34 protein-coding genes are annotated in these 22,685 nt (G+C 63.0%); all 34 read left to right on the forward strand.

Annotation, left to right across the window (positions count from 1 at the left end; translation table 11 throughout):
- Positions 1-112: 112 nt before the first annotated feature.
- Positions 113-487 (forward strand): 30S ribosomal protein S12, encoded by a 375-nt coding sequence (gene rpsL, locus ACO6VK_RS18180; protein WP_017356008.1) that lies wholly within the window; start codon positions 113-115, stop codon positions 485-487.
- A 12-nt stretch (positions 488-499) separates the two neighbouring features.
- Positions 500-967 (forward strand): 30S ribosomal protein S7, encoded by a 468-nt coding sequence (rpsG, locus tag ACO6VK_RS18185; RefSeq protein WP_017356009.1) that lies wholly within the window; start codon positions 500-502, stop codon positions 965-967.
- Between the two features lie 136 nt (positions 968-1,103).
- Positions 1,104-3,245, forward strand: a complete 2,142-nt coding sequence (gene fusA, locus ACO6VK_RS18190) for an elongation factor G (RefSeq protein WP_422509609.1) — start codon at positions 1,104-1,106, stop codon at positions 3,243-3,245.
- Between the two features lie 53 nt (positions 3,246-3,298).
- Complete coding sequence (tuf, locus tag ACO6VK_RS18195) at positions 3,299-4,489, forward strand: elongation factor Tu (RefSeq protein ID WP_411850006.1); 1,191 nt, start codon at positions 3,299-3,301, stop codon at positions 4,487-4,489.
- A 333-nt stretch (positions 4,490-4,822) separates the two neighbouring features.
- Positions 4,823-5,134 (forward strand): 30S ribosomal protein S10, encoded by a 312-nt coding sequence (gene rpsJ, locus ACO6VK_RS18200; protein WP_010341589.1) that lies wholly within the window; start codon positions 4,823-4,825, stop codon positions 5,132-5,134.
- An 11-nt stretch (positions 5,135-5,145) separates the two neighbouring features.
- The gene (gene rplC / locus ACO6VK_RS18205) at positions 5,146-5,796 is read left to right on the forward strand and encodes a 50S ribosomal protein L3 (protein ID WP_411850013.1); all 651 of its coding nucleotides are present in this window, start codon (positions 5,146-5,148) and stop codon (positions 5,794-5,796) included.
- A 12-nt stretch (positions 5,797-5,808) separates the two neighbouring features.
- Entirely contained in the window at positions 5,809-6,414 is a 606-nt protein-coding gene (rplD, locus tag ACO6VK_RS18210; protein WP_017355406.1) for a 50S ribosomal protein L4, read from the forward strand.
- Complete coding sequence (gene rplW, locus ACO6VK_RS18215; RefSeq protein WP_017355407.1) at positions 6,411-6,710, forward strand: 50S ribosomal protein L23; 300 nt, start codon at positions 6,411-6,413, stop codon at positions 6,708-6,710. The genes rplD and rplW overlap by 4 nt, the downstream gene beginning before the upstream one ends.
- Before the next feature lie 10 nt (positions 6,711-6,720).
- Entirely contained in the window at positions 6,721-7,548 is an 828-nt protein-coding gene (gene rplB / locus ACO6VK_RS18220; RefSeq protein WP_017355408.1) for a 50S ribosomal protein L2, read from the forward strand.
- A gap of 6 nt (positions 7,549-7,554) precedes the next feature.
- Entirely contained in the window at positions 7,555-7,824 is a 270-nt protein-coding gene (rpsS, locus tag ACO6VK_RS18225; protein WP_017355409.1) for a 30S ribosomal protein S19, read from the forward strand.
- A 12-nt stretch (positions 7,825-7,836) separates the two neighbouring features.
- The gene (rplV, locus tag ACO6VK_RS18230) at positions 7,837-8,172 is read left to right on the forward strand and encodes a 50S ribosomal protein L22 (protein WP_017355410.1); all 336 of its coding nucleotides are present in this window, start codon (positions 7,837-7,839) and stop codon (positions 8,170-8,172) included.
- A gap of 17 nt (positions 8,173-8,189) precedes the next feature.
- On the forward strand, positions 8,190-8,921 hold the full coding sequence (gene rpsC / locus ACO6VK_RS18235; protein ID WP_017355411.1) for a 30S ribosomal protein S3: 732 nt from the start codon (positions 8,190-8,192) through the stop codon (positions 8,919-8,921).
- Between the two features lie 5 nt (positions 8,922-8,926).
- The gene (rplP, locus tag ACO6VK_RS18240; protein WP_017355412.1) at positions 8,927-9,340 is read left to right on the forward strand and encodes a 50S ribosomal protein L16; all 414 of its coding nucleotides are present in this window, start codon (positions 8,927-8,929) and stop codon (positions 9,338-9,340) included.
- A complete protein-coding gene (gene rpmC / locus ACO6VK_RS18245; RefSeq protein WP_017355413.1) occupies positions 9,340-9,525 on the forward strand; it encodes a 50S ribosomal protein L29 in 186 nt (61 codons plus the stop codon). The genes rplP and rpmC overlap by 1 nt, the downstream gene beginning before the upstream one ends.
- Positions 9,526-9,536: 11 nt before the next feature.
- Entirely contained in the window at positions 9,537-9,806 is a 270-nt protein-coding gene (rpsQ, locus tag ACO6VK_RS18250) for a 30S ribosomal protein S17 (RefSeq protein ID WP_017355414.1), read from the forward strand.
- Between the two features lie 13 nt (positions 9,807-9,819).
- Positions 9,820-10,188, forward strand: a complete 369-nt coding sequence (gene rplN, locus ACO6VK_RS18255; RefSeq protein WP_038690286.1) for a 50S ribosomal protein L14 — start codon at positions 9,820-9,822, stop codon at positions 10,186-10,188.
- Positions 10,189-10,204: 16 nt separating this feature from the next.
- Complete coding sequence (gene rplX / locus ACO6VK_RS18260) at positions 10,205-10,522, forward strand: 50S ribosomal protein L24 (RefSeq protein WP_017355416.1); 318 nt, start codon at positions 10,205-10,207, stop codon at positions 10,520-10,522.
- Positions 10,523-10,532: 10 nt separating this feature from the next.
- The gene (gene rplE, locus ACO6VK_RS18265) at positions 10,533-11,075 is read left to right on the forward strand and encodes a 50S ribosomal protein L5 (protein WP_038690283.1); all 543 of its coding nucleotides are present in this window, start codon (positions 10,533-10,535) and stop codon (positions 11,073-11,075) included.
- Between the two features lie 18 nt (positions 11,076-11,093).
- Entirely contained in the window at positions 11,094-11,399 is a 306-nt protein-coding gene (gene rpsN, locus ACO6VK_RS18270) for a 30S ribosomal protein S14 (RefSeq protein WP_411850015.1), read from the forward strand.
- 263 nt (positions 11,400-11,662) lie between these two features.
- Entirely contained in the window at positions 11,663-12,061 is a 399-nt protein-coding gene (rpsH, locus tag ACO6VK_RS18275; RefSeq protein ID WP_019186156.1) for a 30S ribosomal protein S8, read from the forward strand.
- An 18-nt stretch (positions 12,062-12,079) separates the two neighbouring features.
- Positions 12,080-12,607, forward strand: a complete 528-nt coding sequence (rplF, locus tag ACO6VK_RS18280) for a 50S ribosomal protein L6 (RefSeq protein WP_422509619.1) — start codon at positions 12,080-12,082, stop codon at positions 12,605-12,607.
- A 32-nt stretch (positions 12,608-12,639) separates the two neighbouring features.
- Positions 12,640-12,993: a 50S ribosomal protein L18 gene (rplR, locus tag ACO6VK_RS18285; protein WP_422509621.1), complete on the forward strand. Its 354-nt coding sequence runs from the start codon at positions 12,640-12,642 to the stop codon at positions 12,991-12,993.
- Between the two features lie 158 nt (positions 12,994-13,151).
- A complete protein-coding gene (rpsE, locus tag ACO6VK_RS18290; protein ID WP_017355422.1) occupies positions 13,152-13,694 on the forward strand; it encodes a 30S ribosomal protein S5 in 543 nt (180 codons plus the stop codon).
- Positions 13,687-13,878, forward strand: a complete 192-nt coding sequence (gene rpmD / locus ACO6VK_RS18295) for a 50S ribosomal protein L30 (RefSeq protein ID WP_017355423.1) — start codon at positions 13,687-13,689, stop codon at positions 13,876-13,878. The genes rpsE and rpmD overlap by 8 nt, the downstream gene beginning before the upstream one ends.
- 4 nt (positions 13,879-13,882) lie before the next feature.
- Positions 13,883-14,326, forward strand: coding sequence for a 50S ribosomal protein L15 (gene rplO / locus ACO6VK_RS18300; protein ID WP_017355424.1), 444 nt, complete (start codon positions 13,883-13,885; stop codon positions 14,324-14,326).
- Between the two features lie 3 nt (positions 14,327-14,329).
- Positions 14,330-15,685: a preprotein translocase subunit SecY gene (gene secY / locus ACO6VK_RS18305; protein ID WP_422509624.1), complete on the forward strand. Its 1,356-nt coding sequence runs from the start codon at positions 14,330-14,332 to the stop codon at positions 15,683-15,685.
- Positions 15,686-16,031: 346 nt separating this feature from the next.
- A complete protein-coding gene (rpsM, locus tag ACO6VK_RS18310; RefSeq protein WP_017355426.1) occupies positions 16,032-16,388 on the forward strand; it encodes a 30S ribosomal protein S13 in 357 nt (118 codons plus the stop codon).
- Between the two features lie 12 nt (positions 16,389-16,400).
- The gene (gene rpsK, locus ACO6VK_RS18315; RefSeq protein ID WP_017355427.1) at positions 16,401-16,790 is read left to right on the forward strand and encodes a 30S ribosomal protein S11; all 390 of its coding nucleotides are present in this window, start codon (positions 16,401-16,403) and stop codon (positions 16,788-16,790) included.
- Positions 16,791-16,804: 14 nt separating this feature from the next.
- The gene (gene rpsD / locus ACO6VK_RS18320; RefSeq protein WP_017355428.1) at positions 16,805-17,434 is read left to right on the forward strand and encodes a 30S ribosomal protein S4; all 630 of its coding nucleotides are present in this window, start codon (positions 16,805-16,807) and stop codon (positions 17,432-17,434) included.
- A 55-nt stretch (positions 17,435-17,489) separates the two neighbouring features.
- The gene (locus ACO6VK_RS18325) at positions 17,490-18,488 is read left to right on the forward strand and encodes a DNA-directed RNA polymerase subunit alpha (RefSeq protein ID WP_411850019.1); all 999 of its coding nucleotides are present in this window, start codon (positions 17,490-17,492) and stop codon (positions 18,486-18,488) included.
- 201 nt (positions 18,489-18,689) lie between these two features.
- Positions 18,690-19,073: a 50S ribosomal protein L17 gene (rplQ, locus tag ACO6VK_RS18330; RefSeq protein ID WP_313161055.1), complete on the forward strand. Its 384-nt coding sequence runs from the start codon at positions 18,690-18,692 to the stop codon at positions 19,071-19,073.
- A gap of 376 nt (positions 19,074-19,449) precedes the next feature.
- Complete coding sequence (locus ACO6VK_RS18335) at positions 19,450-19,962, forward strand: disulfide bond formation protein B (RefSeq protein ID WP_017355431.1); 513 nt, start codon at positions 19,450-19,452, stop codon at positions 19,960-19,962.
- 36 nt (positions 19,963-19,998) lie between these two features.
- Positions 19,999-21,381, forward strand: a complete 1,383-nt coding sequence (locus tag ACO6VK_RS18340; protein ID WP_422509628.1) for a class II 3-deoxy-7-phosphoheptulonate synthase — start codon at positions 19,999-20,001, stop codon at positions 21,379-21,381.
- 103 nt (positions 21,382-21,484) lie between these two features.
- Positions 21,485-22,588 carry a mechanosensitive ion channel family protein gene (locus ACO6VK_RS18345; RefSeq protein WP_422509636.1) on the forward strand — a complete coding sequence of 368 codons (1,104 nt, stop codon included), beginning with the start codon at positions 21,485-21,487 and terminating at the stop codon, positions 22,586-22,588.
- Positions 22,589-22,685 lie beyond the last annotated feature (97 nt).

The raw sequence follows: 22,685 nt of genomic DNA on the forward strand, positions 1-22,685 counted from the left end.
TCGCCAGGTTGCTACAATCGTCTGTCTCAGCAGGCCAGATTTTCCGGCCTGCTCGCACATTTCCGCATTCATGGCCAGTTTTTTCCTTGGCCTCTCTCAGAAGAACATACTGATGGCGACGATCAATCAGCTTGTCCGCAAGCCGCGGCAGGCCACCACTTACAAGAGTGCCTCGCCGGCACTTGATAAGTGCCCCCAGCGCCGTGGCGTTTGCACGCGCGTGTACACCACTACCCCGAAGAAGCCGAACTCGGCGCTCCGCAAGGTTGCCAAGGTCCGCCTGACCAACCAGGAAGAGGTCATCAGCTACATCGGTGGCGAAGGCCACAACCTGCAGGAGCACTCCGTGGTCCTCATCCGCGGCGGTCGCGTCAAGGATCTGCCGGGTGTGCGTTACCACACCGTGCGTGGCTCGCTGGACGCCTCCGGCGTTGCCAAGCGTCGTCAGGGCCGTTCCAAGTACGGCGCCAAGCGTCCGAAGAGCTAAGGGAAAGTACACATGTCTCGTAAAGGTAATACGCCGCAGCGCTCCGTCCTGCCGGATCCCAAGCACGGAAGTGAAACCATCGCGCGCTTCATCAACATGGTGATGCTGAGCGGCAAGAAGTCGGTCGCTGAAAAGATCGTCTATGGCGCCATGGACGTGATCGGTGAGAAGAACCCGAACTCCGTCGAGCTGGTGCAGAAGGCTCTGGACAACGTGGCTCCGTCGGTCGAAGTCAAGTCCCGCCGCGTCGGCGGTGCGACCTACCAGGTGCCGGTCGAAGTGCGTTCGTCGCGCAAGATGGCTCTGGCCATGCGTTGGCTGATCGACTCCGCTCGTAAGCGTGGTGAAAACACCATGCCGAAGAAGCTGGCTGCCGAACTGCTGGACGCCTCGGAAAATCGTGGTGGCGCCATCAAGAAGCGCGAAGAAACCCACCGCATGGCCGAAGCCAACAAGGCATTCGCCCACTACCGCTGGTGAGTTTGACGGCCTTGTAAAACAGGCACGGCAGCACCATTGAGGTGCTGCCTCGCGGCCCCAGAAGGGCTGCGCCAATCCGAAGGCCGCCGAAAGGCGGCGTTCGGCCATCCGAATTCCAAGAAATTGAGAGGCTCCCGTGGCCCGCACCACTCCCATCGAGCGTTACCGTAACTTCGGCATCATGGCCCACATCGATGCCGGCAAGACCACCACGTCCGAGCGCATCCTGTTCTACACCGGCAAGAGCCACAAGATCGGTGAAGTGCACGACGGCGCTGCCACCATGGACTGGATGGAGCAGGAGCAGGAGCGTGGCATCACGATCCAGTCCGCTGCCACCACCGCGTTCTGGAAGGGCATGGACAAGTCCCTGCCGGAGCACCGCTTCAACATCATCGATACCCCCGGGCACGTCGACTTCACCATCGAAGTGGAGCGCTCGCTGCGCGTGCTCGACGGTGCGGTGTTCGTGCTGTGTGCCGTCGGTGGCGTGCAGCCGCAGTCGGAAACCGTGTGGCGCCAGGCCAACCGTTACAAGGTGCCGCGCATCGCGTTCGTCAACAAGATGGACCGCACCGGTGCCAACTTCACCAAGGTCGTTGGCCAGCTGAAGGCCAAGCTGGGTGCCGTCGCCGTGCCGATGCAGCTGCCGATCGGCGCTGAAGAAGGCTTCAAGGGCGTGGTCGACCTGCTCAAGATGAAGGCCATCCATTGGGATGAAGCCTCGCAGGGCATGAAGTTCGAATACCACGACATCCCGGCTGACATGAAGGACGAGGCTGAAGAAGCCCGCACCTACATGATCGAAGCGGCTGCCGAAGCCAACGAAGAGCTGATGGAAAAGTACCTGGGCGGCGAAGAGCTGACCGAGGCTGAAATCATCTCCGCTCTGCGCGCGCGCACCCTGGCGACCGACATCGTGCCGATGTACTGCGGCTCGGCGTTCAAGAACAAGGGCGTGCAGGCCATGCTGGACGGCGTGGTGCAGCTGCTGCCGTCGCCGATCGACGTGCCGGACGTGACCGGTACCGACGTCGACGACGAAACCATCGAGATGAGCCGCAAGTCCGACGACAAGGCTCCGTTCTCGTCGCTGGCCTTCAAGATCATCACCGACCCGTTCGTGGGCGCGCTGACCTTCTTCCGTGTCTACTCGGGCACGCTGAACGCTGGCGACCAGGTGATGAACTCGGTCAAGGGCAAGAAGGAGCGCATCGGTCGCATCCTGCAGATGCACTCCAACGATCGCGAAGAGATCAAGGAAGTGCTGGCCGGTGACATCGCTGCGGCCGTGGGTCTGAAGGACACCACCACCGGCGATACCCTGTGCTCGCTGGACCACCCGATCATCCTGGAGCGCATGGTGTTCCCGGAGCCGGTCATCTCGATGGCCGTCGAACCGAAGACCAAGTCCGACCAGGAAAAGATGGGTCTGGCGCTGGGCCGTCTGGCTCAGGAAGATCCGTCGTTCCGCGTCAAGACCGACGAAGAATCCGGCCAGACCATCATCTCGGGCATGGGTGAGCTGCACCTGGACATCATCGTTGACCGCATGAAGCGCGAGTTCAACGTTGAAGCCAACGTCGGCAAGCCGCAGGTGGCCTACCGCGAAACGATCCAGATGGCCGACGTCAAGTCGGACTACAAGCACGCCAAGCAGTCCGGTGGTAAGGGTCAGTACGGTCACGTCGTGATCGAGCTGTCGCCGATCACCGCTGAAGACCGTGCCGATCCGAAGATCGCGCCGATGATCAAGGACGACTTCCTGTTCATCAACGACATCACCGGTGGCGTGATTCCGAAGGAATTCATTCCGTCGATCGAAAAGGGCCTGCGCGAAACCATCACCAGCGGTCCGCTGGCTGGCTTCCCGGTCGTTGACGTCAAGGTCAAGCTGGTGTTCGGCTCGTACCACGACGTCGACTCCTCGGAAATGGCGTTCAAGCTGGCGTCCTCGATGGCCTTCAAGCAGGGCTTCGCGAAGGCCAAGCCGGTTCTGCTGGAGCCGATCATGAAGGTCGAGATCGTGACCCCGGAGGATTACCAGGGTGACGTGATGGGCGACGTCAGCCGTCGTCGTGGCGTTCTGCAGGGTTCCAGCACCACCGGTGACGGTTCGGCCAGCATCATCAACGCGATGATCCCGCTGGGTGAAATGTTCGGTTATGCCACCTCGCTGCGTTCGCAGACCCAGGGTCGTGCGACGTTCACGATGGAATTCGACCACTACGAGCCGGCGCCGAACAACATCGCCGAAGCCGTGGTCAAGAAGGCCTGAGCGTAAGCTCAGGTCTTTACCTCCCTCTTTTCTGATATCCAAGGTATACAACAATGGCAAAGGGTAAGTTCGAGCGCACCAAGCCGCACGTCAACGTCGGCACCATCGGTCACGTCGATCACGGCAAGACCACGCTGACCGCCGCACTGACCAAGATCGGTGCCGAGCGCTTCGGTGGCGAGTTCAAGGATTACTCCGCGATCGACGCCGCGCCGGAAGAAAAGGCACGTGGCATCACGATCTCGACCGCACACGTCGAATACGAATCCACCGAGCGTCATTACGCCCACGTGGATTGCCCGGGCCATGCTGACTACGTCAAGAACATGATCACCGGTGCTGCCCAGATGGACGGCGCGATCCTGGTGTGCTCGGCCGCTGACGGCCCGATGCCGCAGACCCGCGAGCACATCCTGCTGTCGCGTCAGGTCGGCGTGCCGTACATCGTCGTGTTCCTGAACAAGGCCGACATGGTGGACGACGCCGAGCTGCTGGAACTGGTCGAAATGGAAGTCCGCGAGCTGCTGAGCAAGTACGACTTCCCGGGCGACGACACCCCGATCATCGCGGGTTCGGCCCGTCTGGCGCTGGAAGGCGACCAGAGCGACATCGGCGTGCCGGCCGTGATCAAGCTGGTCGAAGCTCTCGACAGCTGGATCCCGACCCCGGAACGCGACATCGACAAGCCGTTCCTGATGCCGGTGGAAGACGTGTTCTCGATCTCGGGCCGCGGCACCGTGGTGACCGGTCGTATCGAGCGCGGCGTGATCAAGGTCGGCGAAGAAATCGAAATCGTCGGTATCCGTCCGGTCCAGAAGACCACCGTCACCGGCGTGGAAATGTTCCGCAAGCTGCTCGACCAGGGTCAGGCAGGCGACAACGCCGGTCTGCTGCTGCGCGGCACCAAGCGTGACGACGTCGAGCGTGGCCAGGTCCTGGCCAAGCCGGGTTCGATCAAGCCGCACACCCAGTTCGACGCCGAAGTCTACGTCCTGTCCAAGGACGAAGGCGGCCGCCACACCCCGTTCTTCAAGGGCTACCGTCCGCAGTTCTACTTCCGTACCACCGACATCACCGGTGCGGTCGAGCTGCCGGAAGGCGTGGAAATGGTCATGCCGGGCGACAACGTGAAGATGGTTGTCACCCTGATCAACCCGGTGGCAATGGACGAAGGTCTGCGCTTCGCAATTCGCGAAGGCGGCCGTACCGTCGGCGCCGGCGTGGTCTCCAAGATCATCGCGTAATCTGCTAGAATCGGCGCCCCGATGTTGCCTGGGTAGGGCATCGGGGCGTTCAACAACGGGAAAAGAGGCGCAGGACGCTCCTCGTGTTCCCCAGACCAGGAAGGGTCGCGCCATTCAGGCTTTGTCAATAGGTCTCCTGTTGACGGGCGCTTTGTATGCGCGCTATACTTTTTGTCTGGGCAGATCGGGAGACCGGTCTGCCTCGATTTTTGAGGTCTATGGAAAGATCTTGTCGCCGCGCAGGACTGTGCGGCGTCTGCATTCAGGATATTCATGGGACAAGGCAACCCAGAGGCCTTGTCCGTCGCTCTTTTAACGAAGGAACCCACCGTCATGGCGGACCAAAAGATCCGAATTCGGCTGAAGGCGTTCGATCATCGTCTGATCGACCGTTCGGCCAGCGAGATCGTAGAAACGGCAAAGCGGACCGGCGCGCAAGTGCGTGGCCCGATCCCGCTGCCGACCAAGATCGAGCGTTACACCATTCTCGTTTCCCCGCACGTCGACAAGGACGCGCGTGACCAGTACGAGACCCGCACGCACAAGCGCGTGCTCGACATCGTCGACCCCAACGACAAGACCGTGGACGCGCTCATGAAGCTCGAACTGGCTGCCGGCGTCGACGTTCAGATCAAGCTGACCTGAGGACTACGACCATGACGAAGAAATATTCGTTGGGCTTCGTGGGCCGCAAGGCTGGCATGAGCCGCGTGTTCACCGAAGATGGCCAGGCCATCCCGGTGACCCTGATTGAAGCTACCCCGAACCGCATCGCGCAGATCAAGACCGTCGAAGCCGACGGCTACAGCGCCGTGCAGGTGACCGTCGGCGCGCGTCGCGCTGCCCTGGTCAACAAGCCGGAAGCCGGTCACTTCGCCAAGGCGAAGGTCGAAGCCGGTCGTGGCCTGTGGGAATTCCGCGTTGAAGACGCCCAGCTCGGCGAATTCGCCGTTGGTGGCGAAGTCAAGGCGGACATCTTTGAAGTTGGCCAGAAGGTCGACGTCCAGGGTGTCACCAAGGGTAAGGGCTTCCAGGGCACCATCAAGCGCTACAACTTCCGTATGGGCGATGCAACCCACGGTAACTCGCTGTCGCATCGCGCGCCGGGTTCCTTGGGCCAGCGCCAGACCCCGGGTCGCGTTTTCCCGGGTAAGAAGATGTCCGGCCACATGGGTTCGGTGCAGCAGAGCACCCAGAACCTGGAAGTGGTGAAGGTCGATGTCGAACGTGGTCTGATCGCGATCCGTGGTGCCGTTCCGGGCGCAGCGGGTGGTGACGTGATCGTTCGTCCGGCTAGCAAGGCATAAGGAGAGATGACGATGGAACTCGTTATCACGGGTAGCAACAACAAGGTCTCGGTCTCCGATGCCGTGTTCGGTCGCGATTTCAGCGAAGATCTGGTTCACCAGGTCGTCGTTGCTTACCGCAACGCCGGTCGCGCCGGCACCAAGGCACAGAAGACTCGCTCTGAAGTGGCTGGTACCACCAAGAAGTCGAAGAAGCAGAAGGGCGGCGGCGCGCGTCATGGCGCACTGACGGCTCCGATCTTCGTCGGCGGTGGTGTCACCTTCGCGGCCAAGCCGCGCAGCTTCGAGCAGAAGGTCAACCGTAAGCAGTACCGTGCAGCCATGTGCGCGATCCTGTCCGAGCTGAACCGCCAGGGCCGTCTGACGATCGTGGAGTCCTTCGATGTCGAAGCGACCAACACCAAGTCGTTGATCGCCAAGCTGGCCGGCCTGGAAGTGGGCAAGCGTCCGCTGATCGTCACCGAAGAGGCTTCCGAGCACCTGTACCTGTCGGCACGCAACATTCCCTACGTGGAAGTTCGTGACGTCCAGGGTCTGGACCCGGTGTCGCTGGTGGGTGCCGACACGGTCGTCATCACCGCTGACGCGGTCAAGAAGGTCGAGGAGTGGCTGGCATGAACGCCAACGAGAAAATCTTCAGCGTTCTTCGCGCTCCGCGAGTCTCCGAAAAGACCGCGCGCCTGCAGGAACATTCCAACCAGTATGTCTTTGAAGTGTCGAACGAAGCGACCAAGGCCGATGTAAAGGCCGCGGTTGAGCAGCTGTTCGATGTCAAGGTCGAGTCGGTCAACGTGCTGAACGTGAAGGGCAAGAACAAGTCCTTCCGTAACCGCAACGGCCGCCGCGGCGATTGGCGCAAGGCATACGTGCGTCTCGCCGATGGCCAGTCCATCGATGTAACGGCCAAGGCCTGAGGTACATCCCATGCCATTGATGAAATTCAAGCCCACTTCCCCCGGCCGTCGTTCGGCCGTGCGCGTGGTTACGCCCGATCTGCACAAGGGCGCACCGCACGCAGCGTTGCTGGAGCCGCAGAGCAAGTCGGGTGGTCGTAACCACCACGGCCGTATCACCACCCGTCACGTTGGTGGTGGCCACAAGCAGCACTACCGCGTCATCGACTTCAAGCGCAACAAGGAAGGCATTCCGGCGCGCGTGGAACGCATCGAATACGATCCGAACCGCACCGCCCATATCGCCCTGCTGTGCTACGTCGACGGCGAGCGTCGCTACATCATCGCACCGAAGGGCCTGAAGGCCGGTGACCAGGTGATCGCGGGCTCGGATGCGCCGATCAAGACCGGCAACACCCTGCCGCTGCGCAACATCCCGGTCGGTACCACTGTCCACGGCATCGAACTGAAGCCGGGCAAGGGTGCTCAGATCGCGCGTGCCGCCGGCGCCGCCGTGCAGCTCGTCGCTCGTGAAGGTATCTACGCCACCCTGCGCCTGCGCTCGGGTGAAATGCGTAAGGTGCCGGTCGAGTGCCGCGCCACCATCGGTGAAGTCGGTAACGACGAGCACAACCTGGAAAAGCTGGGCAAGGCTGGCGCCAAGCGCTGGCGCGGTGTCCGCCCGACCGTTCGTGGTGCTGCCATGAACCCGGTTGACCACCCGCACGGTGGTGGTGAGGCGAAGGCCGGCCAGGGTAACCCGCATCCGGTCACCCCGTGGGGTGTCCCGACCAAGGGCTACAAGACGCGCCATAACAAGCGCACCCAGCAATTCATCGTCCGCGATCGTAGGGGCTAATCGACCATGGCACGTTCACTCAAGAAGGGCCCGTTCGTCGATCACCACCTCGTCAAGAAGGTGGAGGCCGCTGCGGGTAGCAAGAAGCCGATCAAGACCTGGTCGCGCCGTTCGATGATCCTGCCGGAAATGGTAGGCATCACCATCGCCGTTCATAACGGTAAGAACCACGTTCCGGTGCTCGTCAACGAGAACATGGTCGGCCACAAGCTCGGCGAATTTGCCATCACCCGGACCTTCAAGGGTCACGGTGGTGACAAGAAGTCGGGCAAGTAAGGAGAGATGACAATGGAAGCGAAAGCAATCCTGCGCTCCGCGCGCATCTCTGCGCAGAAAGCCCGTCTGGTCGCTGACCAGGTGCGCGGCCTGCCGGCCGAGCGTGCGGTCAACCTGCTGAAGTTCTCGGACAAGAAGGCTGCCCACCTGATCAAGAAGGTGGTGGAGTCGGCTATTGCCAATGCCGAGAACAACCAGGGCGCCGACGTCGACGAGCTGAAGGTTCAGACCATCATGGTAGATGAAGGTCCGACCCTGAAGCGTTTCATGGCGCGGGCGAAAGGCCGCGGCACCCGCATCCTCAAGCGCACCAGCCACATCACTGTGGTTGTGGGCGCCGGCAAGTAAGCGGAAAGGAAAACACCATGGGTCATAAAGTTCATCCGATTGGTATCCGCCTCGGCATTTCCAAGGACTGGAACTCCAAGTGGTACGCCAACAAGGCCGAGTTCGCTGGTTACCTGGCGGCCGACCTGAAGGTGCGGGACATGCTGCGCAAGAAGCTCGCGCAGGCCGGCATCAGCAAGATCCTGATCGAGCGTCCGGCCAAGACCGCTCGCGTGACGATCCACACCGCCCGTCCGGGCGTGGTGATCGGCAAGCGCGGTGAGGACATCGAGAAGCTGCGCAAGGAAGTGAGCGAAATGATGGGCGTCCCGGCGCACATCAACGTCACCGAAGTGCGCAAGCCCGAGCTGGACGCACAGCTGGTTGCCGAGTCGATCGCGCAGCAGCTGGAGCGTCGCATCATGTTCCGCCGCGCCATGAAGCGCTCGGTCGGCAACGCGATGCGTCTGGGTGCCCTGGGCATCAAGGTCAACGTCGGTGGCCGCCTCAACGGTGCTGAAATCGCCCGTTCGGAGTGGTACCGCGAAGGCCGCGTGCCGCTGCACACGCTGCGTGCCGACATCGACTATGGCTTCGCTGAAGCCAAGACGACCTACGGCATCATCGGCATCAAGGTCTGGATCTACAAGGGCGAGGTTTTCGATTTCTCCCAGGTTGGCCAGGAAAAGCAGGACGATTCCCCGCGCAACGATCGTAACGATCGCGGCGACCGCGGTGACCGTCAGCGCCCGGCCCGTGAAGCGAGGTAACGACAATGTTGCAACCCAAGCGAACCAAGTACCGCAAGGTACACAAGGGCCGTAACGATGGCCTGAGCTGGAGCGCCAACGCTGTCAGCTTCGGCGAGTACGGCCTGAAGGCAACCGCTCATGGTCAGCTGACCGCGCGTCAGATCGAAGCGGCTCGCCGCTCGATCAGCCGCTACGTCAAGCGCGGCGGCAAGATGTGGATCCGAGTGTTCCCCGACAAGCCGATCACCAAGAAGCCCATCGAAGTCCGAATGGGTTCTGGTAAGGGCAACGTGGAGTACTGGGTCGCCCAGATCCAGCCCGGCCGCATGATCTATGAAATTGAAGGTGTGGATGAAAGCGTGGCTCGCGAGGCGTTCCGCCTGGCAGCTGCCAAGCTCTCCGTGACCACCACCTTCGTGACCCGGACGGTGATGTAATGGATATCAAACAACTTCGCGAAAAGTCGGCTGACGATCTGAAGGCCCACCTGACCGACCTGCGTAAGGAGCAGTTCTCGCTCCGTATGCAGCAGGTTACCGGCCAGCTGCCGAAGACTCACGAAACCCGCCGGGTCCGCCGCGAGATTGCTCGCGTCAAGACCCTGCTCGGCAGCACCAAGTAAGGATGGCCGCGATGAGCGACAATACTGAAAACAAGACGCTGCGCACGGTCGAAGGCCGTGTCGTCAGCAACAAGATGGACAAGACGGTCACCGTGTTGGTGGAACGCCTGGTCAAGCACGCCCTGTACGGCAAGTACATCAAGCGTTCGACCAAGCTGCACGCCCACGACGCCGACAACGCCTGCAACGAAGGCGATGTCGTCCGCGTGACCGAGATTGCTCCGATGTCCAAGACCAAGAACTGGCGCGTGGTGGAAGTCATCACGCGTGCGGCTGAATAAGGAGATCTGAATCATGATCCAGATGCAGAGCTACCTCGAGGTCGCGGACAATTCCGGTGCCAAGGAAGTGATGTGCATCAAGGTGCTGGGCGGCTCCAAGCGTCGCTACGCCCACATCGGTGACATCATCAAGGTCACCGTGAAGGATGCGATCCCGCGCGGCAAGGTCAAGAAGGGTGAAGTGTTCGACGCCGTCGTGGTGCGTACCCGCAAGGGTGTGCGTCGCGCCGACGGTTCGCTGATCCGTTTTGACGCCAACGCTGCGGTCCTGCTCAACAACAAGCAAGAGCCGATCGGCACCCGCATCTTCGGACCGGTGACGCGTGAACTTCGTACCGAGAAGTTCATGAAGATCGTCTCGCTCGCTCCCGAAGTGCTGTGAGCGACAGGAGATAATCATGGCTAACCGTATCAAGAAGGGCGACCAGGTCGTCGTCAACACCGGCAAGGACAAGGGCAAGCAGGGCGAAGTCGTCCGCGTCGACGGCGATCGTGTGATCGTCGCCAACGTGAACATCGTCAAGCGCCACACCAAGCCGAACCCGCAGGCAGGTGTTGCCGGCGGCGTGGTCGAGCGTGAAGCGTCGATCCATATCTCCAACGTGAACGTGCTCAACCCGGCTTCGGGCAAGGGCGAACGCGTTGGTTTCAAGGTGCTGGAGGATGGACGCAAACTGCGTGTGTTCCGCTCCAGCGGTGAGGCGCTCGACGCCTGAGGATGCGCTGATGAATACCCGTCTCGAAAAGTTCTACAAGGAAGAAGTGGTGCCGGCGCTGATGAAGCAGTTCGGCTACACCAATCCGATGCAGGTTCCGAAGCTGGTCAAGGTCACCCTGAACATGGGTGTCGGCGAAGCAGCCACGAACAAGAAGATCCTGGAAAATGCCGTCGCCGACATGGCCAAGGTCTCCGGCCAGAAGCCGATCGTGACCAAGTCCCGCGTCTCGGTGGCTTCGTTCAAGATCCGCGATGGTTGGCCGATCGGCTGCAAGACCACGCTGCGTCGTGAAAAGATGTATGAGTTCCTGGATCGCCTGATCAACATCTCGCTGCCGCGCGTGCGCGACTTCCGTGGTGTCTCGGGTCGCTCCTTCGACGGTCGTGGCAACTTCAACATGGGTGTGAAGGAACAGATCATCTTCCCGGAAATCGACTTCGACGCTGTCGACGCGATCCGCGGCATGGATATCGCCATCACCACCACCGCCAAGACCGACGCGGAAGCGAAGGCGCTGCTCGCAGCGTTCAAGTTCCCGTTCCGTAACTGATACGTCGAGGAATCCGAAATGGCAAAGACCTCCATGGTCAACCGCGATCTGAAGCGTGCCAAGCTGGCCGCCAAGTACGCCGGTAAGCGTGAAGAGCTGAAGAAGATCATCTCCAGCCCGACCGCTTCGTACGACGAAAAGGCTGACGCCGTGATCAAGTTGCAGAAGCTGCCGCGCGATTCGTCGCCGAGCCGCCACCGCAACCGTTGCGAACTGTCCGGCCGCCCGCGTGGCGTCTACAGCAAGTTCGGCCTCGGCCGCAACAAGCTGCGCGAAGCCACCATGCGTGGCGACGTGCCGGGCCTGCGCAAGGCCAGCTGGTAAGGGATTCGTCCCTGTGGTAAGGGGTGGGCCTGTTCAGGCTCACCCCAACTTAAAGAGTCCGGCCCTGGTCGGGCTCTTTTTGTCGTATACTCCCGCGTCTCACTGGCAGCATGGGTGGGGCGGGGCGCTGTAATGGCGACCGGTAGCGCCGACCGTTGGTCGGTTGACCGGCTCCGCTGAACTAGAACGACGGGCCGCAAGGCCCATTCCAAACAGCAAGATTTTCGCGAAAGCGGATATCGGTGCACTCAAAGGTATCGACTATGAGCATGACTGATCCCATCGCCGACCTGCTGGTACGCATCAAGAATGCGGCCGCGGTTGGCAAGCAGACGGTGAAAGCGCCGTCCTCCAAGATCAAGGTTGCAATCGCAGAAGTGTTGAAGGCCGAAGGCTACATCACCGACCTGCGCGTGACCAAGATCGAAAACAACAAGGCCGAACTTGAAATCGTCCTGAAGTATTTCGAAGGCAAGCCGGTCATCGAGACCCTGAAGCGCTTCTCGCGTTCGGGTCTGCGCCAGTACCGTGGCAAGTCTGAGCTGCCGAAGGTCCTGAACGGCCTGGGCATCTCCATCATCTCCACCTCCAAGGGCATCATGACTGATGCGCAGGCGCGCCAGCTGGGCGTCGGCGGCGAAGTCCTGTGCTTCGTGGCCTAAGGCGAGAAGGAAACTACTATGTCCCGCGTAGCCAAGAAGCCGGTCAACCTGCCCAAGGGCGTTGAACTGAACATCCAGTCCGATTCCGTCAGCGTGAAGGGCCCGAAGGGCACCCTGTCGCTGTCGAAGGTCGCTGGCGTCGAAATCACCGTTGAAAACGGCGTTGCCACCCTGGCCGCCAACGATCCGGCGCTGACTGCCCTCACCGGCACCGTGCGCGCGATCCTGGCCAACATGGTCCACGGCGTGACCGAAGGTTTCGAGCGCAAGCTCGAGCTGGTCGGCGTCGGTTACCGTGCCGCCATGCAGGGCAAGGACCTGAACCTGTCGCTCGGTTTCTCGCACCCGGTCGTGTTCGTGGCGCCGGAAGGCATCACCCTGTCGACCCCGACCCAGACCGAAATCGTGGTCCAGGGTACGGACAAGCAGCAGGTCGGTGAAGTTGCCGCCAAGATCCGTGGTTACCGTCCGCCGGAGCCCTACAAGGGCAAGGGTGTGAAGTACGCCGGCGAAGTCATCATTCGTAAGGAAGCCAAGAAGGCCTAATTCAGGTCCTCAGCTTTCCAAGGAAAAAGATAATGAACAAGAACATCGCTCGCCTGCGTCGTGCCAAGTCGACCCGTGCACACATCCGCGAACTCGGCGTGCCGCGTCTGTCGGTGCTGCGCACCGGTCAGCACCTGTACGCCCAGGTCTTCACCGCCGACGGCTCCAAGGTGCTGGCTGCGGCCAACACCACCCAGGCCGACGTCAAGGACGGCCTGAAGAACGGCAAGAACAGCGACGCCGCCGTCAAGGTTGGCAAGCTGGTTGCCGAGCGCGCCAAGGCTGCGGGCATCGAGAAGGTCGCTTTCGACCGCTCGGGCTACCGCTACCACGGCCGCATCAAGGCACTGGCCGATGCAGCCCGCGAAGGCGGCCTGCAGTTCTAAGGGATAAGGAAGCGGGGCATTGCCCCGCTTCCGCCTGCCTGCCGGCGCGGGTTGCGCCGGGCGACGTCCTTCTTATGCAGGGGCGCTCGATCCACCGCTCCATCTCACAGCTATAAGCGGCCCTGAGCCGTACATACTCAATCAATCAAGGAATCAACATGGCAGAAGAACGTCAGCCGCGGGGTCGCGATCGCGATCGCAACCGCGAAGAGAAAGTCGACGACGGCATGATCGAAAAGCTGGTCGCGGTCAACCGCGTCAGCAAGACCGTCAAGGGCGGTCGCCAGTTCACCTTCACCGCACTGACCGTGGTCGGTGATGGCGAAGGCAAGGTCGGTTTCGGTTACGGCAAGGCACGCGAAGTGCCGGTCGCCATCCAGAAGTCGATGGAGCAGGCGCGCAAGAACCTGGCCACCGTCGATCTGAACAACGGCACCCTGTGGCACCCGGTCAAGGCCGGCCACGGCGCAGCCCGTGTGTTCATGATGCCGGCATCGGAAGGTACGGGCGTCATCGCCGGCGGCGCCATGCGCGCTGTGCTGGAAGCCGTTGGCGTCAAGAACGTGCTGGCCAAGGCCGTCGGTTCGCGTAACCCGATCAACCTGGTTCGCGCCACGCTGAAGGGCCTGACCGACATGCAGTCGCCGGTCCGCATTGCGGCCAAGCGCGGCAAGAAGGTGGAGGATCTCAACCATGGCTAATGAAACCGCCAAGACCGTCAAGGTCCGCCTGGTGCGTGGCCTGCGTGGCACCCAGTCGCGTCACCGCCTGTCGGTGCGTGCGCTGGGCCTGAACAAGCTCAATGACGTGCGTGAACTGAAGGACAGCCCGCAGGTTCGCGGTCTGATCAACAAGGTTCAGTACCTCGTCCAGGTTGAGGAATAATCCAATGACCATGCATCTCAATGAACTGAGCCCGGCACCGGGCGCGCGCAAAGAGCGCACCCGCGTGGGCCGTGGTATCGGCTCGGGCCTGGGCAAGACCTGCGGCCGCGGCCACAAGGGTTCGTTCGCCCGTAAGGGTGGCGGCAAGATCAAGGCAGGCTTCGAAGGCGGCCAGACCCCCATGCAGCGTCGTCTGCCGAAGGTCGGTTTCCGTTCCAAGATCGCCAAGGACACTGCTGAAGTCCTGTCGTACCACTTGGACAAGCTGGAGGCCGGTGAGGTCGATTTCGCCGCGCTGCGCGCTGCGAAGCTGGTCCCGAGCACGGCCAAGAAGGCCAAGATCGTCATGAAGGGCGGCCTGACCAAGGCCTTCACCCTGAAGGGCATCGCTGCAACGGCCGGTGCCAAGGCCGCGATCGAAGCTGCCGGCGGCAGCGTACAGGAGTAAGACATGGCGCAAGCTGGCATTGGTAACCTCGGCGGCGGGCTCGGCAAGTTCACGGAACTTCGCCAGCGACTGCTGTTCGTCCTCGGGGCTTTGATCGTCTATCGCATCGGCTGTTATGTGCCGGTGCCGGGCGTCAATCCCGATGCCATGCTTGCGCTCATGCAGGCGCAGGGCGGCGGCATCGTGGACATGTTCAACATGTTCTCGGGCGGCGCCCTGCACCGTTTCAGCATTTTCGCGCTGAACGTGATGCCGTACATCTCGGCATCGATCGTGATGCAGCTGGCGGTCCACATCTTCCCGGCATTGAAGGCAATGCAGAAGGAAGGCGAGTCGGGCCGTCGCAAGATCACCCAATATTCCCGCATCGGCGCCGTGTTCCTGGCGGTGGTGCAGGGCGGCAGCATCGCGCTGGCGCTGCAGAACCAGCTGTCCCCGGGCGGTGCGCCCGTGGTCTACGCGCCGGGCATGGGCTTCGTGCTCACCGCCGTGGTCGCGCTGACCGCCGGCACCATCTTCCTGATGTGGGTCGGTGAGCAGGTCACCGAGCGCGGCATCGGCAACGGTGTGTCGCTGATCATCTTCGCCGGCATCGTCGCCGGCCTGCCGGGCGCGGTCATCCACACCGTGGAAGCCTACCGCGACGGCAACATGAGCTTCATCGCCCTGCTGCTGATCGTGCTGGTGGTGCTGGCCTTCACCTACTTCGTGGTGTTCGTCGAACGCGGCCAGCGCCGCATCACGGTGAACTACGCACGTCGCCAGGGCGGCCGCAACGCGTACATGAACCAGACCTCGTTCCTGCCGCTGAAGCTGAACATGGCGGGCGTGATCCCGGCCATCTTCGCCTCCAGCATCCTGGCGTTCCCGACGACCCTGGCCATGTGGTCCGGCCAGGCCAGCTCGGCGACGTGGCTGCAGAAGGTTGCCAGTGCCCTCGGCCCGGGCGAACCGCTGCACATGATCGTGTTCGCCGCGCTGATCACCGGTTTCGCGTTCTTCTATACCGCGCTGGTGTTCAACTCGCAGGAAACCGCCGACAACCTGAAGAAGTCGGGCGCGCTGATTCCGGGCATCCGTCCGGGCAAGGCCACCGCCGACTACATCGATGGCGTGCTGACCCGTCTGACCGCCGCAGGTTCGCTGTACCTGGTGATCGTCTGCCTGCTGCCGGAAATCATGCGTACCCAGCTTGGCGCGTCGTTCTACTTCGGTGGCACCTCGCTGCTGATCGTGGTGGTGGTGGTGATGGACTTCATTGCCCAGATCCAGGCGCACCTGATGTCGCACCAGTATGAGAGCCTGTTGAAGAAGGCGAATCTGAAGGGCGGCAACCGCGGCGGTTTTGCCCGCGGCTGATTCACCTGTTACACTAGTCTTCTTGTTGCGAAGGCCCTCCGGTTCCCGGACCTGGCCTTCCAAATCGAAGGGCGGCCCCCGCAGCGGTCTCGGGTGGGGGTGAGATGTGGTGGTCCCGCGCGGGAGTAGCGCGGGCGGCGGCGAGGGCAACCTCTGCAGTCAACGACATCCGGCGCCGGAGCATGGGCACACTCCCCATGCCGGGTTCATGAAACCGTTTGGTTTCACGGACTTCCAAGTAAACCGAGACCTTGATAGAATCGCTAGTTCACTTTTTTGATCCATCCTGCCGGATTGGCGCGCCCGTGGTGCGCTGTCGGCCATCACTCAGCTGGAGAACCGCGTCATGGCGCGTATTGCAGGCGTCAACCTGCCAGCCCAGAAGCACGTCTGGGTCGGGTTGCAAAGCATTTACGGCATCGGCCGTACCCGTTCGAAGAAGGTCTGCGACGCCGCAGGCGTTACCTCGACCACCAAGATCCGCGATCTGTCGGAGCCGGAAATCGAGCGTCTGCGCTCGGAAGTGGCCAAGTACATCGTGGAAGGCGATCTGCGCCGTGAAATCGGTATCGCGATCAAGCGCCTGATGGATCTGGGCTGCTACCGCGGTCTGCGTCACCGTCGCGGCCTGCCGCTGCGTGGCCAGCGCACCCGTACCAACGCCCGCACCCGCAAGGGCCCGCGCAAGGCGATCAGGAAGTAAGGGACCTAAGAAATGGCTAAGCCCGTCGCTAAGACCAAGAAGAAGATCAAGCGCGTCGTCACTGACGGCGTCGCCCACGTCCACGCTTCTTTCAACAACACCATCGTGACCATCACCGACCGTCAGGGCAACGCTCTGTCGTGGGCGACCTCCGGTGGCGCTGGCTTCCGCGGTTCGCGCAAGTCCACCCCGTTCGCTGCCCAGGTGGCTGCCGAGAAGGCCGGCCGTGCCGCGCTCGACTACGGCGTCAAGTCCCTGGAAGTCCGCATCAAGGGCCCGGGTCCGGGTCGTGAGTCGGCCGTGCGCTCGCTGAACAACGTGGGCTACAAGATCACCAACATCATCGACGTGACGCCTATCCCGCACAACGGGTGCCGTCCGCCGAAGAAGCGTCGCGTCTAAAGGAGCGATAAGAAATGGCTCGTTATATCGGTCCTACCTGTAAGCTCGCCCGCCGCGAAGGCGCCGACCTTTCCCTCAAGAGCCCGGCGCGTGCGCTGGACTCCAAGTGCAAGCTGGAGCAGAAGCCCGGCCAGCACGGCGCGACCGCCCGTAAGGGCAAGCTGTCCGACTACGCCACCCAGCTGCGTGAAAAGCAGAAGGTCAAGCGTATCTACGGCCTGCTGGAGCGTCAGTTCCGCAACTACTACAAGAAGGCCTCGACCAAGAAGGGCAACACCGGCGAGAACCTGCTGCAGCTGTTGGAAACCCGTCTGGACAACGTCGTCTATCGCATGGGCTTCGCTGTGACCCGTCCGGCTGCTCGTCAGCTGGTTTCGCACCGCGGCGTCACCGTGAACGGCAAGTCGGTCAACCTGGCTTCGTACCAGGTCAAGGCTGGCGACGCCGTCGCTCTGTCCGAGAAGGCTGCCAAGCAGCTGCGCGTTCAGGAAGCCCTGACCGTTGCTGCCCAGCACGACCTGCGCCCGTCGTGGGTTGAAGTGGATTCCGGCAAGTTCGCCGGCATCTTCAAGGCTGTGCCGGATCGTGCGGACCTGCCTGCGGATATCAACGAAGCGCTGATCGTCGAGTTGTATTCGAAGTAATTCACATTGGAGAATCCCCGGCGACGGCCGGGGATTCACTAGGAGAACCCGCAACATGACGGTTACCGCCAACCAGGTTCTGCGTCCTCGCGGTCCGCAGATCGAACGCCTTACCGACACCCGCGCCAAGGTCGTTATCGAGCCCTTGGAGCGTGGTTACGGGCATACGCTGGGCAATGCCCTGCGTCGCGTGCTGCTGTCGTCCATCCCGGGCTTCGCCATCACGGAAGTCGAGATCGACGGCGTGCTGCACGAGTACACCACGCTCGAAGGCTTGCAGGAGGACGTGCTGGAAGTCCTGCTCAACCTGAAGGACGTGGCCATCCGTATGCATACCGGTGACAGCGCCACGCTGTCGCTGTCCAAGCAGGGTCCGGGTGTTGTGACCGCTGCCGATATCAAGGTCGACCACAACGTCGAGATCCTCAACAACGACCATATCATCTGCCACCTGACCAAGGACACGGCAGTCAATATGCGTCTGAAGATCGAGCGTGGTTTCGGCTACCAGCCGGCGGCCGCGCGTCGTCGTCCGGACGAAGAAACCCGTGCCATCGGTCGTCTGGTTCTGGACGCCTCGTTCTCGCCGGTCCGTCGCGTCGCCTATTCGGTGGAAGCGGCCCGCGTTGAACAGCGTACCGACCTGGACAAGCTGGTGCTGGACATCGAAACCAACGGCACGATCGATGCCGAGGAAGCCGTGCGCACCGCCGCCGACATCCTCAGCGATCAGCTGTCGGTGTTCGGTGACTTCACCCACCGCGACCGCGGTGCGGCCAAGCCGGCCAACAACGGCGTGGATCCGGTGCTGCTGCGCCCGATCGACGACCTGGAACTGACTGTGCGTTCGGCCAACTGCCTGAAGGCAGAGAGCATTTACTACATCGGCGATCTGATCCAGAAGACCGAAGTGGAACTGCTCAAGACCCCGAACCTCGGCAAGAAGTCGCTGACCGAGATCAAGGAAGTCCTCGCACAGCGCGGTCTTTCGCTCGGCATGAAGCTGGAGAACTGGCCGCCGGCCGGTGTCGCCCAGCACGGCATGCTCGGCTGATCCAGCGCTACGCAAGATGCTTGACCCCGCACCTTCGGGTGCGGGGGCTTCACCCGCAACACCTCGCATCGACAGGCCCATAGCCTGCGGTGACGGTCGGCCAGGAGGGCCGGCACCGGACCATCCGCAGTCCAAGCAGCAACGCCGGGAAGGCGACAGCGATACCCAACCGATCCAACATTCACTTCAGGAATCACCGTCATGCGTCATATGAAATCCGGTCGTAAGTTCAACCGTACCAGCGCCCACCGCGAAGCAATGTTCAAGAACATGGCCGCGTCGCTGTTCAAGCACGAGCTGATCAAGACCACCCTGCCGAAGGCCAAGGAACTGCGCCGCGTCGCCGAGCCGCTGATCACCCTGGCCAAGGTCGACTCCGTTGCCAACCGCCGTCTGGCCTTCGCCCGTCTGCGCGACAACGAAGCCGTGGGCAACCTGTTCACCATCCTGGGCCCGCGCTACGCGACCCGTCCGGGTGGCTACCTGCGTCTGCTGAAGTGCGGCTTCCGCGCTGGTGACAACGCGCCGATGGCCTACGTGGAACTGGTGGACCGTCCGGCCGTGGCTGAAGCCGTCGAAGAGTAATCGACGCGCAACACCCGTTATTCGGTGAAGAACCCGGCCTTGTGCCGGGTTTTTCCGTTTATGGGGTGCCGCGAGGTCGACAGCGGAGCCAGAGCTTGGACGTTCGGTTCTCCCGGTGGGCGCCGGCAGGCGTGGGGGCGCGGGACACGCCGTGAACCCATCCCTGGGGGCTCGTAGAAAACATCCCTGTTTTCTACGGTCCCGCGCCCCCACGCCTGCCGGCGCCTGGATGGTTACCTGGCGGCCCAGCGACGACGGGTGTTGGCGTCCCGCTGCAATTCGGAACAGGCTGTCTGGTCGGCTGGGCCGATGGTCGGCGGCTGAGGGCCGTGAGGGCCTGTTAATCTTGGCGTCTGGACGTTCACGAGTGTTGGCAATGAATCCACTGCGTTGGAGTTACCGCGCCCAGTTCCTGCTGGGCTTCCTGGTCTGCGTTGGCCTGCTGGCCTATGCGATTTTCCTGCAGCTCAAGATCGGTCTTGAGCCGTGCCCGCTGTGCATCTTCCAGCGGCTGGCGTTTGCCGCGCTTGGTCTGCTGTTCCTGATCGGTGCCTTGCATGGTCCGCGTGAGCGCGCCGGGCGGGCGACGTACGGGGTACTGGCCTTCATCGCTGCGGCGGTGGGAATCGGCATTGCCGGGCGCCATGTCTATGTGCAGCTGCTGCCCAAGGACATGGGCTCGAGCTGCGGCCCGCCGCTGGCGTTTCTCAGCGAGACGATGGGCCCGCTGGAAGTGTTCCGCACCGTGCTGACCGGTACCGGTGACTGCGGCAACATCGATTGGCAGTTCCTGGGCCTGACCATGCCGATGTGGAGCCTGGTGTGGTTCGTGCTGCTGGCTGCCTGGGCGCTGTTCGCCTCGTTCCGTCGCCCTGCGCGACGTAGCTGATTTCCCTGATTGCTCCATCCCCCACTGGATATACCGATGAACGCTGCCGATCCCGCCACTGCCCCCGCCATGCTGCCGACCGACTGGTCGCCGGAGAGCTGGCGCGGCAAGCCGGCGCTGCAGATGCCGACCTATCCCGATCCGGTGGCGCTGGATGCGGCGCTCCATGAGCTCAAGCGCCTGCCGCCGCTGGTCACGTCGTGGGAAATCCTGGCGTTGAAGCAGCAGCTCGCCGAGGCCCAGGAAGGCAAGCGCTTCCTGCTGCAGGGCGGTGACTGCGCGGAGAACTTCAGCGACTGCGAGTCGACCACCATTTCCAACCGGCTCAAGGTGCTGCTGCAGATGAGCCTGGTGCTGGTGCACGGGCTGCGCAAGCCGGTCACGCGGGTGGGGCGCTTTGCCGGTCAGTACGCCAAGCCGCGATCGGCCGACACTGAAACGCGCGATGGGGTGACCTTGCCCAGCTACCGCGGCGACGTGATCAATGCGCCGGAGTTCACCGAGGCCGCACGGCTGCCGGACCCGCGGCGGATGCTGCAGGCGCACGCGCATTCGGCGATGACGATGAACTTCGTGCGGGCGCTGATCGACGGTGGCTTCGCCGACCTGCATCACCCCGAGTACTGGAACCTGGAGTGGGTGCGGCATTCGCCGCTGGCCGGTGACTACCAGAAGATGGTGGCGTCGATCGGCGATGCGGTGCGCTTCATGGAGACGTTGGCCGGTTCGCAGGTGCACAACCTCAACCGGATCGATTTCTACACCTCGCACGAGGCGTTGCTGCTGCCCTACGAGCAGGCGCTGACCCGCCAGGTGCCGCGCCAGCAGGGCTGGTTGAACCTGAGCACGCACTATCCGTGGATCGGCATGCGCACGGCCGCGCTGGATGGCGCGCACGTGGAGTACCTGCGTGGCGTGCGCAATCCGATCGCGATCAAGGTGGGGCCGTCGGTGCAGCCGGACCAGCTGCTGCGCCTGATCGACGTGCTCAACCCGCACGACGAGCCGGGGCGCCTGAGCTTCATCCACCGGATGGGGGCGGCGCAGATCGCCGAGAAGCTGCCGCCGCTGCTGCAGGCGGTCAAGCGCGACGGGCGGCGTGTGCTGTGGGTCTGCGATGCGATGCATGGCAATACCGAAAGCACCAGCAATGGCTTCAAGACGCGTCGCTTCGACAACGTGCGCAGCGAGGTGGAGATGTCGTTCGACCTGCACGCCGCGGCCGGCACGCGCCTGGGCGGCGTGCACCTGGAGCTGACCGGTGAGGACGTGACCGAATGCACCGGCGGCGCGCGCGAGCTGACCGAGCGTGATCTGGAGCGTGCGTACCGCTCCTCGGTGGATCCGCGACTGAACTACGAGCAGTCGCTGGAAATCGCGATGGCGATCGTGCGCAAGCAGGAGCACCACGCCGCCTGATCGGCGGCGTCCACGCCCGGCTTACATCCGGGCGACATCGCGGTCATCGGTGCCCCGGCATCCTGTGGTCTTCCAGACGGGATCACGGGAGCGTGCGGTGACAGTGGATTGGCAGGTGGCAGCGGCGTATCTATGGCCGGTGGCGATCGCGCTGGCGGTCGGTATCGTGGGGTGGTGGCTGCTGATGGCGCTGACGCGGCGTCTGAAGGGCAGCGAGCGACGGCGCGCGCGGATCGCGCGGGTGTTCAGTCGCCCGCTGGCCTTCGCCTTGCCCCTGCTGCTGCTGATTCCTGCGCTGGAAGCCACGCCCCTGCAGGGGCGCTGGCTCGACCAGGCACTGCGGCTGCTGCACATCGGGCTGACCGCCTGCGTGATCTGGTGCCTGGTGCGGGCGGTGGCGGCCGGCGAGCAGGCGATCCTGCGCGACCATCCGATGGAAGTGGCGGACAACCTGGAGGCCCGCCGCATCCAGACCCAGACGCGCGTGCTCAGCCGCGTTCTGATGGGCGCGATCATCCTGGTCGGGGTATCGCTGATCCTGTTGACCTTCCCGATGGTGCGCCAGATCGGCACGGCGCTGCTGGCCTCGGCGGGCATCATCGGGCTGGTCGCCGGTATCGCTGCCAAGCCGGTCTTCGGCAACCTCATCGCCGGGCTGCAGATCGCCTTGACCCAGCCGATCCGGCTGGATGATGTGGTGATCGTGGAGGGCGAATGGGGCCGGGTCGAGGAGATCGGCAGCAGCTATGTGGTGGTACGGATCTGGGATGAGCGGCGCATGGTGGTGCCGCTGACCTGGTTCATCGAGCACCCGTTCCAGAACTGGACCCGGCGCAGCGCGGACCTGCTGGGGACGGCCTTCCTGTGGCTGGACTATCGGGCGCCGATCAACGCCATCCGCGCCGAGCTCGACCGCATCTGCCATGCCGAGCCGCTCTGGGATGGGCGGGTGTGCGTGACCCAGGTCACCGAGACGTCCGAGCACACCGTCCAGGTGCGCCTGCTGGTCAGCGCGCGCAATTCGGGTGATGCGTTCGACCTGCGCTGCCTGGTGCGTGAGCGGATGCTGGACTTCATCGCCCGCGAGCATCCGCAGGCGCTGCCGCGCACCCGCGCCGAACTGTTGCAGCAGCCCGACCCGCAGCAGCGGGGGCGCGTGCAGCCGGTGGACGGGGTGCGGTCGCCCGGCGCCGAAGACGGCCCGTAGTGCCGGCCGCTGGCCGGCAGCCGCACGGAGACACACTGTCCGGGCTGCTCAGGCGTGCAGGGGCAGCCAGCCCGCCTGTGCGGCGCCAGGCGGCGCG

It is taken from the genome of Stenotrophomonas sp. GZD-301 (assembly GCF_049310345.1).
Classification (GTDB): domain Bacteria; phylum Pseudomonadota; class Gammaproteobacteria; order Xanthomonadales; family Xanthomonadaceae; genus Stenotrophomonas.

Bases quoted from the DNA above. Each gene is read 5' to 3' on its own strand.
- rpsG (WP_017356009.1), top strand. From the start codon at position 500: ATGTCTCGTAAAGGTAATACGCCGCAGCGCTCCGTCCTGCCGGATCCC.
- rplX (WP_017355416.1), top strand. From the start codon at position 10,205: ATGGCTAACCGTATCAAGAAGGGCGACCAGGTCGTCGTCAACACCGGC.
- rpsE (WP_017355422.1), top strand. From the start codon at position 13,152: ATGGCAGAAGAACGTCAGCCGCGGGGTCGCGATCGCGATCGCAACCGC.
- rplN (WP_038690286.1), top strand. From the start codon at position 9,820: ATGATCCAGATGCAGAGCTACCTCGAGGTCGCGGACAATTCCGGTGCC.
- rplP (WP_017355412.1), top strand. From the start codon at position 8,927: ATGTTGCAACCCAAGCGAACCAAGTACCGCAAGGTACACAAGGGCCGT.
- rplO (WP_017355424.1), top strand. From the start codon at position 13,883: ATGACCATGCATCTCAATGAACTGAGCCCGGCACCGGGCGCGCGCAAA.
- rplF (WP_422509619.1), top strand. From the start codon at position 12,080: ATGTCCCGCGTAGCCAAGAAGCCGGTCAACCTGCCCAAGGGCGTTGAA.
- rplW (WP_017355407.1), top strand. From the start codon at position 6,411: ATGAACGCCAACGAGAAAATCTTCAGCGTTCTTCGCGCTCCGCGAGTC.
- rplB (WP_017355408.1), top strand. From the start codon at position 6,721: ATGCCATTGATGAAATTCAAGCCCACTTCCCCCGGCCGTCGTTCGGCC.
- rpmD (WP_017355423.1), top strand. From the start codon at position 13,687: ATGGCTAATGAAACCGCCAAGACCGTCAAGGTCCGCCTGGTGCGTGGC.
- rplV (WP_017355410.1), top strand. From the start codon at position 7,837: ATGGAAGCGAAAGCAATCCTGCGCTCCGCGCGCATCTCTGCGCAGAAA.
- rplE (WP_038690283.1), top strand. From the start codon at position 10,533: ATGAATACCCGTCTCGAAAAGTTCTACAAGGAAGAAGTGGTGCCGGCG.
- rpmC (WP_017355413.1), top strand. From the start codon at position 9,340: ATGGATATCAAACAACTTCGCGAAAAGTCGGCTGACGATCTGAAGGCC.
- tuf (WP_411850006.1), top strand. From the start codon at position 3,299: ATGGCAAAGGGTAAGTTCGAGCGCACCAAGCCGCACGTCAACGTCGGC.
- rpsM (WP_017355426.1), top strand. From the start codon at position 16,032: ATGGCGCGTATTGCAGGCGTCAACCTGCCAGCCCAGAAGCACGTCTGG.
- ACO6VK_RS18340 (WP_422509628.1), top strand. From the start codon at position 19,999: ATGAACGCTGCCGATCCCGCCACTGCCCCCGCCATGCTGCCGACCGAC.
- secY (WP_422509624.1), top strand. From the start codon at position 14,330: ATGGCGCAAGCTGGCATTGGTAACCTCGGCGGCGGGCTCGGCAAGTTC.
- ACO6VK_RS18325 (WP_411850019.1), top strand. From the start codon at position 17,490: ATGACGGTTACCGCCAACCAGGTTCTGCGTCCTCGCGGTCCGCAGATC.
- rpsC (WP_017355411.1), top strand. From the start codon at position 8,190: ATGGGTCATAAAGTTCATCCGATTGGTATCCGCCTCGGCATTTCCAAG.
- rpsS (WP_017355409.1), top strand. From the start codon at position 7,555: ATGGCACGTTCACTCAAGAAGGGCCCGTTCGTCGATCACCACCTCGTC.
- rpsL (WP_017356008.1), top strand. From the start codon at position 113: ATGGCGACGATCAATCAGCTTGTCCGCAAGCCGCGGCAGGCCACCACT.
- rplR (WP_422509621.1), top strand. From the start codon at position 12,640: ATGAACAAGAACATCGCTCGCCTGCGTCGTGCCAAGTCGACCCGTGCA.
- rplC (WP_411850013.1), top strand. From the start codon at position 5,146: ATGACGAAGAAATATTCGTTGGGCTTCGTGGGCCGCAAGGCTGGCATG.
- rpsK (WP_017355427.1), top strand. From the start codon at position 16,401: ATGGCTAAGCCCGTCGCTAAGACCAAGAAGAAGATCAAGCGCGTCGTC.
- rpsJ (WP_010341589.1), top strand. From the start codon at position 4,823: ATGGCGGACCAAAAGATCCGAATTCGGCTGAAGGCGTTCGATCATCGT.
- rpsH (WP_019186156.1), top strand. From the start codon at position 11,663: ATGAGCATGACTGATCCCATCGCCGACCTGCTGGTACGCATCAAGAAT.
- rpsN (WP_411850015.1), top strand. From the start codon at position 11,094: ATGGCAAAGACCTCCATGGTCAACCGCGATCTGAAGCGTGCCAAGCTG.
- rplQ (WP_313161055.1), top strand. From the start codon at position 18,690: ATGCGTCATATGAAATCCGGTCGTAAGTTCAACCGTACCAGCGCCCAC.
- ACO6VK_RS18335 (WP_017355431.1), top strand. From the start codon at position 19,450: ATGAATCCACTGCGTTGGAGTTACCGCGCCCAGTTCCTGCTGGGCTTC.
- rpsD (WP_017355428.1), top strand. From the start codon at position 16,805: ATGGCTCGTTATATCGGTCCTACCTGTAAGCTCGCCCGCCGCGAAGGC.
- rplD (WP_017355406.1), top strand. From the start codon at position 5,809: ATGGAACTCGTTATCACGGGTAGCAACAACAAGGTCTCGGTCTCCGAT.
- rpsQ (WP_017355414.1), top strand. From the start codon at position 9,537: ATGAGCGACAATACTGAAAACAAGACGCTGCGCACGGTCGAAGGCCGT.